The sequence below is a fragment of the Pseudacidovorax sp. genome (assembly GCF_017991995.1).
Lineage (GTDB): Bacteria > Pseudomonadota > Gammaproteobacteria > Burkholderiales > Burkholderiaceae_C > Xenophilus.
The window spans coordinates 37646-51929 of sequence record NZ_JAGOPN010000019.1 but is presented as its reverse complement, the minus strand read 5'-3'; the positions used below and the strand labels follow the sequence as shown (position 1 = coordinate 51929).

Sequence of the window (14284 nt, the reverse complement as noted above, 5' to 3'; positions counted from 1 at the left end):
CAAACGCTGTTTCGCTATATTGGACAGACACCGCCCCGCATCCAGGCCGCTCTTTCCCCAATGCCGATCACCGACCCGCGCTTCGCCACCACGCTGGCAAACGGCCTGGACGTGCTGGAGGCCTTTGCCGGCGCGCCCGCCGTGCTGGGCAATTCGGCCCTCGCGCAGCGCACCGGCCTCGCCCGCGCCACGATCACCCGGCTCACCACCACGCTGGCCAGCCGCGGCCTCGTCGTGCCAGCTGGCGAGGGCCGCGGCCACCGGCTGGGCAGCGGCGCGCTGACGCTGGGCTATCCGCTGCTCGCGCAGCTGGGCCTGCGACGCATCGCCCGGCTGCCGATGAAGCAGCTGGCCGATGCGCTGGGCGCCTCGGTGTCGCTGGGCATGCGCGACCGGCACCGCATGGTCTATGTGGAGACCTGGCGCAACAACGACCCGCTCACCTTCCAGCCCGACCTGGGGGCGCCGCTGCCCCTGCTGGACACGGCCATTGGCCGCGCCTGGCTGGCCACAGCGACGCCATCGGAACGCGAAGCAGCCCGCGTGGCGCTCGCCGTCGTGGACGGCGCGCAAGCCAGCCGCTTCGACCGCGTGCTGCGCGAAGCCCAGCGGCAGTGGGCCGCGCAGGGCTTCTGCCATTCCGAAGGCGACTGGCTGCCCGACGTGCACGCGGTGGCCGTGCCGCTGCGCATCACGCTGCAGGGCGAGCACCTGCTGCTCAACGCCGGCCTGCCCGCGCGGCGGCTGGCACCGCGCGCGTTGCAGCGGGAGATCGGCCCATGTCTCGTGCAGCTGGCACGCACCATCGAGGCCGACTGGCAGCGCGCCCTGCTGCGCGACGGCGCGGGCCAGCCACCGGCCGTGCCACCCGCGCCCGCCTGGCTGGTGGGCCACGGAACGGCGGCCGCGCAGGACGATCCACGCGATGGCGGCTTCGCCCGCACGCTGGCGCATGGCATCGACCTGCTGCGCAGCTTCGCGCCGGGCGAGCCGGTGCTGGGCATCCGCGCCCTCGCGCGGCGCCTGGGCCTCGCGCCCAACACCGTGCAGCGACTGGTGCACACGCTGATGGAACGCGGCTATCTGCGGCGCGACGAGGCCACGGCCGGCTACCGCCTGGCGCCGGCCGTGCTGGCCGCGGCCTATCCCATGCTCTCGGGGCTGCCGCTGCGGCGTCACGCACGGCCGGCCATGCTGGCCCTGGCGGCCCGCACCGGCGGCGCCGTCTCGCTGGGCCTGCCGCACGAGACCAGCATGGTCTATGTCGAAACCGCCTGGCAGACCGACGCGCGCCTGCTGCCGCCCGACACCGGCGCCCCGATGCCGATGCTGCACACCGCCATGGGCCGGGCCTGGCTGGCCAGCGTGGACCACCCGACGCGCGAGGCCCTGCTGCACCGCCTGCGCCTGACGCAACCCGAGGCCTTCGCGCGGCTGTGGCCGGCCGCCAGTGCGGCCATCGCCGACTGCCGGCGTCAGGGGTGGTGCAGCTCGGCCGACTTCCGTCCCGAGATCGTGGCGGTGGCCGTGCCCTTCAGCCGACCTGTCGAGGGCCTGCGCTACGTGATGAACTGCGGCGTGCTGCGCGACCAGGCGGCCGACCCCCGCCGGCTGGCGCAGATCGGCGCCTGGCTGCGCGAGACGGTGGTGGAGCTGGAGACGCCTGGCCCGGCCGGCTGAGCTGCCCGGCGGGCCGCCATCGGTTGCCAGCCCCACCGGCTGCGGAGCGTGGGGGCCGGTCGTCCCATGTCAGGCTGGGCCGCTTCGATCATGGCTCGTGGTGCGCATCGAAAGCCTTGTTGCAATGCGAACGAGAGGCCCATCGTGGTCGCTCGGCAGTGGTCTCCCTGACGGATCACGCGGCCGGCGCCCCGGCCGGAAGGTGGAGAAAGCGCGCCGCATTCCGATGCAGGAGCGCCTGGGCCGTCGGGGCATAGAAGCCTGCGGCCTCGATGCGCTCCACCGGCATGCGATCGCGGAAGTTGAAGGGGTAGTCGGTGCCCACCATCAACTGGCCGGCACCGAACTGATCGACCAGATGGCGAAGCGTCCGCGCATCGAAGACAAGCGTGTCGTAGAACAGTTGGCGAGCCTGTTCCACCGGCGAGGCGCCGAGGCTCTGCCTCAGTTCAGGAAAGACGTCCCAGCCCTGTTGCAGGCGCGGCAACAACGATGCGAGCGTGCCGCCTCCGTGGCTGAAGGCGATGCGCAATCTCGGGCGGCGCGACATCAGATTGCCGGTGATGACCGATGCCGCCGCCAATCCGACGTCCCCCGGATAGGCCAGCACCTGTTGCAGAGAGGCGGGGCCGACGAGCCGCTCCATGCCCGCCGGTCGCAGTGCGTGGACGAACACCGCGGCGCCGAGCCCTTCGCAGGCCTCGAAGAAGGGATCGAGCTGTGGTGCACCGACCGGCACGCCATTGATGTTGCTGCCGATCTCCACGCCGGCGAATCCGAGCGTCTTGACCACGTACTCCAGCTCCGCAATGGCCAGGTCCAGGTCCTGGAGCGGAACCGCACCCAGCGCCGCGATATGGCCGCCTCCCTCGTTCACCATCGATGCCATGCAGTCGTTGGTGTAGCGAAGCAGCTGCTGCGCGTCCGCAGCCGCCATCCAGTAGGAGAGCAGTTCCGGCATCGGCGAGATCACCTGCATGGCCAGGCCCATGGCGGCGAGATCGTCGAGACGCCGGGCGGTGTTCCAGCAGCCGTCGGAGACGGTGCGATACACCTTGCCCGCGATGATCACGTGGCGATGGCAGGCATGGGCGGGAGCCATCGACGGCCACTCGGCGGGAAGCCTGTCGCCGATATAGCTCGGAAAGTTCTCCGGCACCACATGCGCGTGGACATCGATGCCGCATGGGCAGGCTGCAGGGTGTTTCATCGTGTTCCGGGTTGGCGCCGGGGGCGGCCATCGACAGCCTCTCGATCGCGGAAACGGCCCGCACCGGCAACGGCGCCCACAGCGGGCGCCGCGCCCCGATGCCCATGCGCGACGTATCGCATGGCGGCCAGGCTCAGCCCCACTGCAGCCCGACGGCCTCCACGCCCGCGATGCAGATCAGCTCGTCCTCGTCGCCCGTGCCACCGCTGGCACCCACGGCGCCGATCACCGTGCCGGCGGCATCCTTGATGACCACGGCACCCGTCTGCGGCAGGAAGCGGCCCTGCGCCGTGGCCGACAGCGAGACGAAGAAGTTGGGGTTGTCGCGGGCCCGCTCGGCCAGCGCGCGGCTGGCCACGCCCATGCCCACCGCACCCCAGGCCTTGGCCCGGGCGACATCGAAGCGGAACATGCTGGCGCCGTCCTCGCTGACAAAGGCCTTGAGGTGGCCGGCGCCGTCAAGCACGGCCACGGCCATGGGTTTGAAGCCGCGTTCGCGCGATCGCGCCAGGGCGGCGGCCAGCAGGCGCTGGGCCTGGTCGAGGGTGAGGGAGGCGGTCATGGCGTGTTCCAGGAAGTGAGTCAAGAAGCGATCAGGCCGATGGGGCCGCGGGCAGCCGCGTGAGCGCCTCGAAGCCGTACTGGTTCATGCTGCCGAACATCGGCCCGGCCGGATGGGGCAGGAAGTCGGTGCGGCAGTCCAGCACCGCCGGCAGGCCGCTGGCCCAGGCCCGCTCCATGGCCGGACGTACCTCCTGCGGCGCGAGCACGCGTTCACCGTGGCAGCCGAAGCCGCGTGCCACTGCCGCATAGTCCGTGCCCGACAGGTCGGTGCCCAGCTCGAAGTCCAGCGCCTTGCGCTGACCGGCGCGGATGATGCCCCAGGCCTCGTTGTTGTGGATCACCACCAGCACGGGCAGCCGCTGGCGACGGGCCGTGTCCAGCTCGTTGAGCGTGAAGCCGAAGGAGCCGTCGCCCGTGATCAGCGCCACCGGCCGGCCCGGATGCACCGCCTGCAGCGCCAGCGCATAGGGCAGGCCGAAGCCCAGGTGGCTCATGCCCGGCTCGTGGAAGCGCGTGCGCGGTGCGGTCACGGGCGTCAGGTCGTTGGACCAGAACGTGGTGTGGCCGCCATCGAACACCGCCAGCGCGTCGGACGGCAGTGCTGCGCCGATCTCGCGCGCCAGCGCCGCCGGATGCATGGCGGCGCCCTCCTCGCGGGGCGCATCGGCCGCGGCATGCAGGGCGGCCTCGTAGCGCTGGCGGCCTTCCCTCATGCGCGGCAGCCAGTCGGCCTCCACCGCCAGCTCGCCGGTCTGCAGGGCGGCGCACAGGTCGTCCAGCGCGGCGCGGGCGTCTGCCTGCATCGCCACCTCGTGCACCGCCGGATGGCCCAGCGCCGAGGGGTCCAGGTTGATGGCGATGGTGCGGTGGCTGCGGCGGGCCAGCGGGCCTTGCGCGTCCCACATCCAGGACGACCAGCGGCAGCCCACCGCCACGATCACGTCCGCCTCGGCAAAGGCCGCCTGCACCGGGGCGCCGGCGATGAGGCCGCCATGACCGATGAAATGTGCACTGGCGGTGGGCACCACGCCCAGCGCCATCTGCGTGGGCACCACCGGGCAGCCCAGGCGCGCGGCCAGGTCCTGCACCTGCGCCGCCGCGTCGCTGGCCACCACCCCGCCACCCGCCACGATCAGCGGACGGCGCGCCGCGCGCAGCAACGCGGCCGCCTGCGCCACAGACTGGGCATCCGGCCGCGGCCGACCGATGGCGCGGTAGCGGTGCGGCGGCAGGTCGAACTCGTCATCGGCGAAGGCGCAGCGCTGGGCCAGCACGTCCTGCGGAATGTCCAGGTGCACCGGACCGGGCCGGCCACCCAGGGCTTCGCGCAGCGCGCGGCGCACCAGCTCGGGCAGGCGCCGGGCGTCGTGGACGACGGCATTCCACTTCGTGATGGCGCGGCTCACGGCCACCGCATCCAGGTCCATGAACATGCCGCTGTGCGGGTAGGCGGCGGCGCGGTGCTGGTTGGTGGTGATGGCCAGCAGCGGCAATTGGTTGGCAAAGGCCACACCCAGGCCCGAGATCAGGTTGAGCCCGCCCGGCCCCATCTCGCCGATGGCCACGGCCAGCCGGCCGGTTCCGGCGAAGGTGGCCGCCGCCATCATGGGCGCCGCGGCCTCGTGCCGGGTGCCGATGAAGCGCAGCCCCGGCTGGCCCGCGATGGCATGCAGCAGCGGCGCCAGCTTGCCGCCCACGATGCCGTAGGCCTGCTCCACGCCCTCGACCGCCAGCAGCCGCACCAGCGCCTGCGCACCCGTCAGTTCGATCACCATGCTGTCAGTCCTCCGCGGTAAAGCCCGAGGACTTCACGATGGGCGCCCAGCGCGCCAGATCGCCGCGCACCAGTTGGGCGAATTCCTCCGGCGACTGGTGGAAGGGCTGCAGCCCGTTCCTGGCCAGGCTGTCGACCAGCGCCGGATCGCGCAGGCCTTCGCCCACCAGCGCGTTCAGCTGCTGCACCCGCTCGCGCGGCGCGCGGGCCGGCAGGAACCAGCCCAGCCATTCCTGCACCACCACGTCGGCCAGTCCCTGTTCGACGAAGGTGGGCACATCGGGCAGGAAGGGCGAGCGCTGCGCACTGGAGACGGCCAGTCCGCGCAGCCGGCCACTGCGGATGTAAGGCATGACCTCGCCCAGCACGCTGATGCTCACCGGCACCTGGCCGCCCAGCACATCGTTGAGCAGCGGCGCCCCGCCCTTGTAGGGCACGGCCGTGAGCTTGCGGCCGCCGTGGCGCTCCAGCAGCATGCCCACGAAGTGCAGGGCCGAGCCCGCCGCCGGCACGCCATAGGTGGCGGCCTGCGGATTGGCCTGCACCCACTTGAGGTAGTCGGCCAGCGTACGTACCTCGGCCGGCACGCCGGGCCCGGCGGTGAGCACGAAGGCATAGTTGACCGTGCTGCACACCGGCACGAAGTCCGCGAGCGGGTCATAGCTCAGCTTGCGGTAGGTGTTGGGGTACAGCGTCATCGGCGAACTGGGGATCTGCAGGATCGTCATGCCGTCGGGCACCGCCCGGCGCACGTAGTCCACCGCGATGCGGCCGCCGGCGCCCACCCGGGCATCGACCACCACGCCGGGCGCATAGCGCCCGCGCAGCTTCTCGGCCAGCGGGCGCGCCACCTGGTCGCCCATGCCGCCGGCCGGAAAGCCCGAGATGATGAAGGCGGTGCGCTCGGCCTGTGCCTGTGCAAGGGACGGGCCCAGCGCACCGGCGAGCGCGCCCGCGCCGGCCTGGCGGATGAAGTCGCGGCGTTGCATGTCGCTTCCCCCCGGCCCGGCTCATTCGGGCTGCAGGCCGATGGTCTTGACGGCCACCGCCCAGCGCTCGCGCTCGGCCTTCATGAAGCTGCCGAACTCGGCCGGGCTCATGGGGCCTTCGGCCATCGTGCCCAGCGCGGCCAGGCGCTGCGCGGTCTCGGGCTGGGCCATGACCTTGTCCAGGTCGGCATTGATGCGGGCCACCACCGCAGCGGGCGTGCCGGCCGGCGCGAAGATGCCGTTCCAGCCGGTGAACTCGAAGCCCGGCAGGGTCTCGGCCACGGTGGCCACCTGCGGCCACTGCGGCAGCCGCTTGCCGGTGCTCACGGCCAGCGCACGCACCTGACCCCCCTGGATGTAGGCGGTGAGGGCCGCCTCGGGCAGGCACACCAGCTGCAGCCGGCCGCCCAGCAGGTCCTGCAGCGCCTCGGGCGCCTTGGTGTAGGGCACCTGGTTGAGCTTGATGCCGGCGGTGGCGGCCATGCTGTCGAGCACCATGCCCGAGAAAGTCTTGGGCCCCTCGGTGCCCGCGGCCAGCATCCCGGGCTGGGCCTTGGCGCGGGCGATGAGGTCGGGCAGGTCCTTGGCCGGGAAGCTGGCCGCGGCCGCCAGCACGAAGGGGCTGCGCCCGACCAGCCGCACCGGCACGAAGTCGCGCGCCGGGTCGTAGGGCAGCGACTTGAAGGTGAACACGTTGGTCACCATGGCCGCGGTGGTGGCGTAGTAGAGCGTATAGCCGTCGGGTGCGGCGCGGGCCGCCACCTGGGCGCCGATCACGTTCTGGCCGCCGGGGCGGTTGTCGATGATCACGGCCTGCTGCCACAGGCGCGAAAGCTGGTCGCCGATCTGGCGGGCCAGGATGTCCGGCCCCGAGCCCGCGGGCTGCGAGAGCACGAAGCGCACGGGCTTCTCGGGCCAGGACTGGGCGCGCGCCGCAGGGGCGGCAAGGGGCAGGGCCAGGGCGGCCAGGGCCTGCTGGAATTGGCGTCGGTTCATGGTGCGTTGTCTCCGTCTGTGGTTGTTGTCGTCGTCGAAAGCGTGGCCTGCCTCGCCGCCGTGATTGCGGCGGGCGCCGTTCAGGCGGCGCAGGCCGTGGCCAGGCCGAGGCGCGTGGCGGCCTCGTCCAGCAGGGCGCCGATGTCCTCGGCCCGCGCCGCGGTGCCGAACACATAGTGGTCGGGCCGCACCAGCGCGGCCACCGCCGCGTGCCGGGCGAACCAGTCGCGCACCACGCCCTCGGTCTCGGGCTGCTCGCCCAGGTTGAGGAGGCGCAGGCCGTCGAAGCCGCCCTCGGGCAGAGGCACCCCGGCGGCCATCACCAGCCGCCAGCCAGGGTCCAGCAGCGCGTCCATGCGCCGCGGCCCCTGCGCCGTGCGCAGCCAGGGTTGGGGAAACAGGCCGCCCCGGCCGCCGGCGGATCGCTCGGCCAGCAGGCCGGTCTCGAGCCCGGGCAGGATGTCCTGCCTGGGCGTATCGCGCACCTCGCCGCCGGCCTCGGCCAGCAGGCGGCGGTCGCGCTCGCGGGCGCGGTCGGTGTCGCGCTCGCAGATCACGGCGCCCACCTGCTTGATGCGGCTGGTGAGTTCGCGCACATGGGCACGGCGCTCGTGGCCATAGCTGTCCAGCAGCGCCTCGGCCGCCTCGCCCTGAACCTCGCCGCCCAGCACGGCGCCCAGCTTCCAGGCCAGGTTGGCCGCATCGCGGATGCCCTGGCACATGCCCTGGCCCAGGAAGGGTGGCTGCATGTGGGCCGCATCGCCCGCCAGGAAGACGCGGCCGCGCCGCCAGTCGGCCGCCACCAGCGCATGGAAGCGATAGCTGGCCTGTCGCCAGAGCTCGCCGTGCTCCGGGCCGATCCAGCGCGACAGCAGCCGCCAGGTGGCCTCGGGCGTGGCCATCTCCCGCGGGTCCTCGCCGGCCTTGAGCGAGATCTCCCAGCGGCGGTGGTTGCCCGGGCCCAGCACCAGGGTGCAAGGCCGATCCGGCTCGCAGTACTGCACGCTCACTGCTGGCAGGCGGGCCATGCCGGCGGCGTTGAGCAGCACGTCGACCACCAGCCACGGCTCGTCGAAATCCAGGTCCTCCAGCGGCAGGCCCAGCTGCGTGCGCACGCCGCTGCTGCCGCCGTCGCAGGCGATGGCATAGCGGGCCTGCACGGTGTGGCTGCGGCCCTCGCGCTGCAGGGTGAGCTGCACGCCTTCGGCGTCCTGCGCGATGGCGGTCATCTCCACGCCCAGCTCCACCGTCACGTTGGGCAGGCGCGCCACGCGCTCGCGCAGCGCCCGCTCCACCGGCGGCTGGGTGAACACCAGCGAGGGCGTGTAGCCCTGCGGATAGGGCGGCGGCAGCATGGTCATGCGCCGGATCAGCTGCCCGTCCACGCCGAAGTACTCCGAATTGGAGAAGGGCTCGGTGAAGGGTGCGATGGCCTCCACCACGCCCAGCTGCTGGAAGACGCGCATGATCTCGTGGTCCAGCGCGATGGCGCGGGGGATCTGGTAGACCTCCGTCAGCCGGTCGCACACATGGACCTTGAAGCCGCGCTGGCCCAGCAGCCCGGCGGCCACCTGGCCCACCGGCCCGTAGCCCACGATGGCGACGTCGTAGACAGGCGCGGCCGTCATGCCTGCGCTTCCCCGACGATGGGGTTGGAAAGCAGACCGACGCGCTCGATCTCCACCTCGTAGGTGTCGCCGGCCTTCATCCACACCGGCGGCGTGCGCGCCTGGCCCACGCCGGCGGGCGTGCCCATCACGATCACGTCGCCCGGCTCCAGCGTGAGCACCTCGGCCAGCAGGGCGATGGTCTCGGCCACGCCGAAGATCATGTCGGTGGTGTTGGCGTCCTGCATGACCTCGCCGTTGAGCCGGCCCTGGATGCGCAGGCCCGTTGCGCCGGGCGGCAGTTCGTCGGCCGTCACCAGCACCGGGCCGAAGCCGCCGGTGGCGTCGAAGTTCTTGCCGATGGTCCACTGCGGCGTGCGCTTCTGGTAGTCGCGCACGCTCATGTCGTTGAAGCAGCTGTAGCCGAAGACGTACTGCAGCGCATCGGCCTCCTTCACGTGCCGCGGCACTCGCCGCCCGATGACCACGGCCAGTTCGGCTTCGTAGTCGAAGCGAGGCGACACGCGCGGCACCACGCCGGCATCGCCATGGGCGATCAGCGAGCTGGCACCGCGGAAGAAGAACCAGGGGTAGTCGGGCTTCTCGCGCCCACCTTCCTTGGCATGGTCGAAGTAGTTGAGGCCCAGGCAGACCGTCTTGCCCGGCTCGGGCACCAGCGGGGCCAGCCGCACGCCGGCCATCGGCACGCGGGCAGCGCCGGCCTCGGCACAGGCCGCGGCCATGGCGGGCAGGTCGATGCCGGCGGTCAGCGCCGCGCGCAGGTCGTGCGGAATGCGGCCGTCGGCGTCGTGGAGGTCGATCAGCATGTCGCCGTCGACGAGGGCCAGGCGGGGTGCGCCATCGCGCAGGTAGGTGGTGAACTTCATGGAACGCCGTGCGGGAGAAGGAAGGAAGAGGAAGGAAGGAGGAGAGGTCGGCCTCGCTCAGGCCGGCGCGAACTGCACCTGCCGCTGCGCCGCCTTGAGTTCGGGGCCGGGCATGGGCGCAATGCCCCACTGGTCGATGCGGCCGGGCGGCCACTTCCAGTGCTCGGGCCCGCGCGAGACATAGCTGTCGTCCACCTGCTCCACCTCGGCCGTGTATTCGATGACCACGCCGAAGGGGTCGATGAAATAGTTGAAGAGGTTGTTGCCAGGGCCATGCCGGCCGGGGCCCCACTGGATGGGGTGGCCCGCGTCCTTCATGCGGCCACCCCCGCGCATCACCGACTCGAAGTCCGGCATCAGGAAGGCGATGTGGTTGAGCGCGTCGTTGTCGGTGATGCCGATGGCCAGGGTGTGGTGGTCCCGGTTGCAGTTCATGAAGGCCATGATCCCGGTGCGGTCCGCGAGCCGGAAGCCCATCGCCCGTTCGAAGAAGGCCTTGGTGTCGTCCACCGCGTGACTGTTGAGCACGGCATGGGTGAGGCGGATCGGCATGTCGGCCTGGGGCGGGTCGGCCTCGCGTCGCGCGTCGCCGTGCACCACCTGGAAGACGCGGCCGTGCGGGTCCTTGAACTTCATGCCGATGCCGCCGGCCGGGTCCTTGGTCAGCGCATGCGGCTCAGCGAGCAACGTGCCACCGGCCGCCACGGCCGTCTCGCACAGGGTGTCGAGCGCCTCGCGGCTACGGGCCCGCAGCGTCACCTGCCGCACCTGGGGCGCATGGCCGCCCTGGTGCAGGGCAAGCAGGTAGGCGTCGTCGCCGGTGCCGCGCAGGTAGAGCACGCCCTCGCCGCGGTGGGCCACGGCCAGGTGCCAGGTCTGGGTGTAGAAGGCCTCGGCACGGGCGAGGTCGGGCACGAACAGGGCCACGCTGCGCAGGCCCTCGATCCAGGGGGAACTCATCGTCTTGTCTCCTTCGCGCGGCTGCCGCGGGTTGCGGGTGGCCAGCGTCGTTGCGGTTGCGGCGGATCGTAGGAAGCGGGCCTGATCCTGTACAGACGATGCGGCCGATTCCTAAAATCGGTTTCATGGATATCCGCTCGGTCGACCTCAACCTGCTGGTGCTGTTCGACACCCTCATTCAGACGCGCAGCGTCAACCGGGCCGCCGAGGCCATGGGCCTGAGCCAGTCGGCCACCAGTGGTGCGCTGGCACGGCTGCGCGGCGTGTTCGACGACGCGCTCTTCGTGCGCACCGCCGCGCAGATGGAGCCCACGCCCCGCGCCCAGCAGCTGGCCCCGGTGGTGCGGCGGGTCGTGCAGACCATCCAGCAGGAGATCCTGCAGTCGCCCCATTTCGAACCCGCCCAGGCGCAGCGCAGCTTCACCCTGCTCACGCCCGACATCGGCGAGGTGGCCTTCCTGCCCGGCGTGCTTCGGCGCTTGCAGCACGAGGCGCCGGGGGTGCGGCTGCATGCGGTCTCGCGCGCCCGCGCCGCGGCGGCCGACGCGCTGGAAAAGGGCGAGGCCGACCTGGCCATCGGCTTCTTCCCGGACCTGCAGAAGGCCGGCTACTTCCAGCAGTCGCTGTTCACCACCACCTACGAATGCATCACCAGTGCCGGTCACACCGCTCTGGGTGATCGGCCCACGCTCAAGCAGTACCTGGCGGCGCGTCATGTGGTGGTGCGGCCCGATGGGCGCGAGCACCTGCTGGAGCGCTTCCTGGATGCCAAGGGCTGGCAGCGGCAGGTGACGCTGGAGCTGTCGCATTTCATGAGCCTCCTGGCCCTGCTGCCCGGCACCGAGCTGGTGGCCACGGTGCCGCAGGACATCGCCACCGCCGTGGGCCGGCACATTCCGTTGCGCACCCTGGTGCTGCCCTTCAAACCACCGCCGCTGCAGGTGCAGCAGTTCTGGCACCGGCGCATGCAGAACGACCCGGCCAACCGCTGGCTGCGCGGGCTGTTCCACGAGGTCAATCGGCGCGAGGCCGGGGCGCGACTGCCGGCCTGAGAAGGTTGGACGAGTCCGTCAGGTCCGCACGTCCTGCCGAAACGCGCCCACTCGGCGTTGGCAGGCGCCGCGGCGCCGTTCAGGTTGGAGCATGGCCGGGCGCCTATGCTGGGCGGCCTTGCACAGGCGGCCCGCCCACGCCTGCACTCTCCCTTTTCCTTTCGCATGACCCAACGATCCGCCTCCTTCTTCCTTCCACTGGCCCTGGACGCAACGGCGTCCCGTCGCCACGCCCTGCGCGCGGGCGCCGCGCTGCTCGCAGTCGCGCTGCTGCCCGGGGCCGGTGCCGCGGAGGCCGAGCTTGCCGTGGGCAGCGCCCTGCCGCCCCTCTCGGTCAACGACCAGTTCGACCGCCCCGTGGTGGTGGACGCCAGCACCCGGCTGGTGCTCTTCGCGGCCGACAAGGCGGCCGGCGATGTCGCCACCGAGGCCCTGAAGGCGCATCCGGAGGTGCTGGCCCAGCAGCGCCTGGTGTACCTGGCCGACATCAGCGGCATGCCGGCCGTCATCACCCGCATGTTCGCGCTGCCCAAGTTGCGCGACCTGCCCTTCCCCGTCGGTCTGGTGCGCGATGCCCAGGTCACGGCCGCCCTGCCGCGCAAGGCGGGAACGCTGACACTGCTCGTGCTCGACCAGGGCACGGTGCGCGGCATCGAGTTCCTGCCCGACGCCGACGCCGTGCGCACGCGGCTGGGCATGCCCGGCTGAGGCCACCCCCGCGCACCTGCCGGCCCCGCGCAAGCGCGCGGGCGCCGACGTTTGGGTTCGGCCGCCACGCCGCGCGACCGTAGGACCCGGTCGCCAGACGGCGGCTCTGACTGCCGTCCTACACGGGCGGCGCCCTCGTCCACCGGACGATCCTGCCGCAACGCAATCCGCGGAGGCTTCGCCCGTGACCCGTACCCCCGAAAAACCCCCCTTCAACGACGACCGCAAACCCGTGCGTGCCGAAGGCGGCCCACGCGAGGTGCAGGACCACAAGGACGACATCTTCTTCGCCGCCATCGAGATGACCCGCATGCCCATGCTGGTCACCGACCCGCGGCAGCCCGACAACCCCATCGTCTTCGCCAACCGCGCCTTCCTCTCGATGACCGGCTACACGCCGGAAGAGATCATGGGCACCAACTGCCGCTTCCTGCAGGGCCCGGGCACCGACCGCGCCTCGGTCGCCGTGATCCGGGAAGCCATCGAGAGCCGCACCGAGGTGCAGATCGAGCTGCTCAACTACCGCAAGGACGGCAGCACCTTCTGGAATGCGCTCTTCGTCTCGCCGGTGTTCAACCCGGCCGGCGAACTGGTGTACTTCTTCGCCTCGCAGTTGGACGTGAGCCGGCGTCGCGACGCCGAGGACGGCCTGGCCCAGGCGCAGAAGATGGAGGCGCTGGGCCAGCTCACCGGGGGTATCTCGCACGACTTCAACAACCTGCTGCAGGTGATGTCGGGCCACCTGGACCTGCTGGAGTTGCGCGGGCGCATGAACAAGCTCGACCCCGAGCACGTACGCCGCGGCGTGGAAAACATCCGCGAGGCGGTGAGCAAGGCCTCGAAGCTCACCAGCCAGCTGCTGGCCTTCTCGCGCAAGCAGAGCCTGCGCGGGCGCGTGATCAACCTCAATGCCGTGACCAAGGACATGACCGACCTGGCGGTGCGCACGCTGGGCGAGCAGATCCGCGTCGAGTTCAGACTGGAAGAGAACATCGGCAACTGCCAGCTCGACCCGACGCAGCTGGAGGTGGCGCTGCTCAACGTGCTGGTCAACGCGCGCGACGCCATGCCCGAGGGCGGCACGCTCACGCTGCAGACGGCCAGCGTGGAGGTGGGCGAGGACGACGCCACGGCCTTCGCCGGCCTGCCGCCGGGCCGCTATGCCACGTTGTCGGTCACCGACACCGGCCACGGCATCGACAAGGCGCTGCTCGGCCGCGTGATGGACCCCTTCTTCACCACCAAGGAGGAAGGCAAGGGCACCGGCCTGGGCCTGTCGATGGTGTACGGCTTCGTCAAGCAGTCGGGCGGCACGGTGACGCTCTATTCCGAGCTGGGCATGGGCACCACGGTGCGCATGTACTTCCCCACCGTCGAGGCGCGGCCCACCGCCGCGGTGCGCGGCGTGCAGGCCCACTACCGCGGCGGCGACGAGCGCATCCTGCTGGTGGAAGACCGCGAAGAGGTCGGCCTGCTCGCCCGCGAGATGCTGGAAGGCCTGGGCTACACCGTGCGCATGGCCACCTCCGCGCAGGAGGCGCTCACGCTGTTCCGCAGCCTGGCGCCCTTCGAGCAGCCGGACCTGCTCTTCTCGGACGTGGTGATGCCCGGCGGCATGAACGGCTACACGCTGGCGCGCGAGATCCAGAAGCTGCGCCCCTCGGCCCGCGTGCTGCTGACCACCGGCTTCGATCGCGACCTGGGCAGCCTGGACCCGGTGGCGCCCGCGGAGTTCGAGATCATCAAGAAGCCCTACCGGCTGGTGGACCTGGCGCGCAAGGTGCGCGACGTGCTGGACGGGCCCACGGGCTCGCACACGGTGGGCGGCTGAGCGCCGCGCCTGGCGATGCCGTGCGC

General features: G+C 71.6%; 12 protein-coding genes. 4 read left to right on the top strand and 8 right to left on the bottom strand.

What is annotated here, in order from left to right:
* Positions 1 to 60 precede the first annotated feature (60 nt).
* Positions 61 to 1680, top strand: a complete 1620-nt coding sequence (locus KBC94_RS22575) for an IclR family transcriptional regulator (RefSeq protein WP_294375476.1) — start codon at positions 61 to 63, stop codon at positions 1678 to 1680.
* A gap of 175 nt (positions 1681 to 1855) precedes the next feature.
* Here KBC94_RS22575 and KBC94_RS22570 read toward each other — a convergent pair whose 3' ends face one another.
* The 8 genes from KBC94_RS22570 to KBC94_RS22535 all read right to left on the bottom strand — a co-directional run bounded on the left by KBC94_RS22570 (position 1856) and on the right by KBC94_RS22535 (position 10667).
* Entirely contained in the window at positions 1856 to 2890 is a 1035-nt protein-coding gene (locus KBC94_RS22570) for an amidohydrolase family protein (protein WP_294375473.1), read from the bottom strand.
* 133 nt (positions 2891 to 3023) lie between these two features.
* Positions 3024 to 3452 (bottom strand): heme-binding protein, encoded by a 429-nt coding sequence (locus KBC94_RS22565; RefSeq protein WP_294375469.1) that lies wholly within the window; start codon positions 3450 to 3452, stop codon positions 3024 to 3026.
* Between the two features lie 31 nt (positions 3453 to 3483).
* Positions 3484 to 5229: a thiamine pyrophosphate-binding protein gene (locus KBC94_RS22560; protein WP_294375466.1), complete on the bottom strand. Its 1746-nt coding sequence runs from the start codon at positions 5227 to 5229 to the stop codon at positions 3484 to 3486.
* 4 nt (positions 5230 to 5233) lie between these two features.
* Positions 5234 to 6217 (bottom strand): tripartite tricarboxylate transporter substrate-binding protein, encoded by a 984-nt coding sequence (locus tag KBC94_RS22555; RefSeq protein WP_294375464.1) that lies wholly within the window; start codon positions 6215 to 6217, stop codon positions 5234 to 5236.
* Between the two features lie 21 nt (positions 6218 to 6238).
* Positions 6239 to 7213: a tripartite tricarboxylate transporter substrate-binding protein gene (locus tag KBC94_RS22550; protein ID WP_017758220.1), complete on the bottom strand. Its 975-nt coding sequence runs from the start codon at positions 7211 to 7213 to the stop codon at positions 6239 to 6241.
* Between the two features lie 80 nt (positions 7214 to 7293).
* Positions 7294 to 8841, bottom strand: a complete 1548-nt coding sequence (locus KBC94_RS22545) for a bifunctional 3-(3-hydroxy-phenyl)propionate/3-hydroxycinnamic acid hydroxylase (RefSeq protein WP_294375457.1) — start codon at positions 8839 to 8841, stop codon at positions 7294 to 7296.
* Complete coding sequence (locus KBC94_RS22540; RefSeq protein WP_294375455.1) at positions 8838 to 9707, bottom strand: fumarylacetoacetate hydrolase family protein; 870 nt, start codon at positions 9705 to 9707, stop codon at positions 8838 to 8840. Before KBC94_RS22540 ends, KBC94_RS22545 begins: the two co-directional genes overlap by 4 nt.
* A gap of 57 nt (positions 9708 to 9764) precedes the next feature.
* On the bottom strand, positions 9765 to 10667 hold the full coding sequence (locus tag KBC94_RS22535) for a VOC family protein (RefSeq protein WP_294375452.1): 903 nt from the start codon (positions 10665 to 10667) through the stop codon (positions 9765 to 9767).
* A 125-nt stretch (positions 10668 to 10792) separates the two neighbouring features.
* On the opposite strand from KBC94_RS22535, the gene KBC94_RS22530 reads away from it, so the two are divergent.
* The 3 genes from KBC94_RS22530 (at position 10793) to KBC94_RS22520 (ending at position 14258) form a co-directional block, all read left to right on the top strand.
* Positions 10793 to 11719 (top strand): LysR family transcriptional regulator, encoded by a 927-nt coding sequence (locus tag KBC94_RS22530; protein ID WP_294375449.1) that lies wholly within the window; start codon positions 10793 to 10795, stop codon positions 11717 to 11719.
* 165 nt (positions 11720 to 11884) lie between these two features.
* Positions 11885 to 12427 carry a hypothetical protein gene (locus tag KBC94_RS22525; RefSeq protein ID WP_294375447.1) on the top strand — a complete coding sequence of 181 codons (543 nt, stop codon included), beginning with the start codon at positions 11885 to 11887 and terminating at the stop codon, positions 12425 to 12427.
* 184 nt (positions 12428 to 12611) lie between these two features.
* Complete coding sequence (locus KBC94_RS22520) at positions 12612 to 14258, top strand: histidine kinase famiy protein (protein WP_294375445.1); 1647 nt, start codon at positions 12612 to 12614, stop codon at positions 14256 to 14258.
* Positions 14259 to 14284 lie beyond the last annotated feature (26 nt).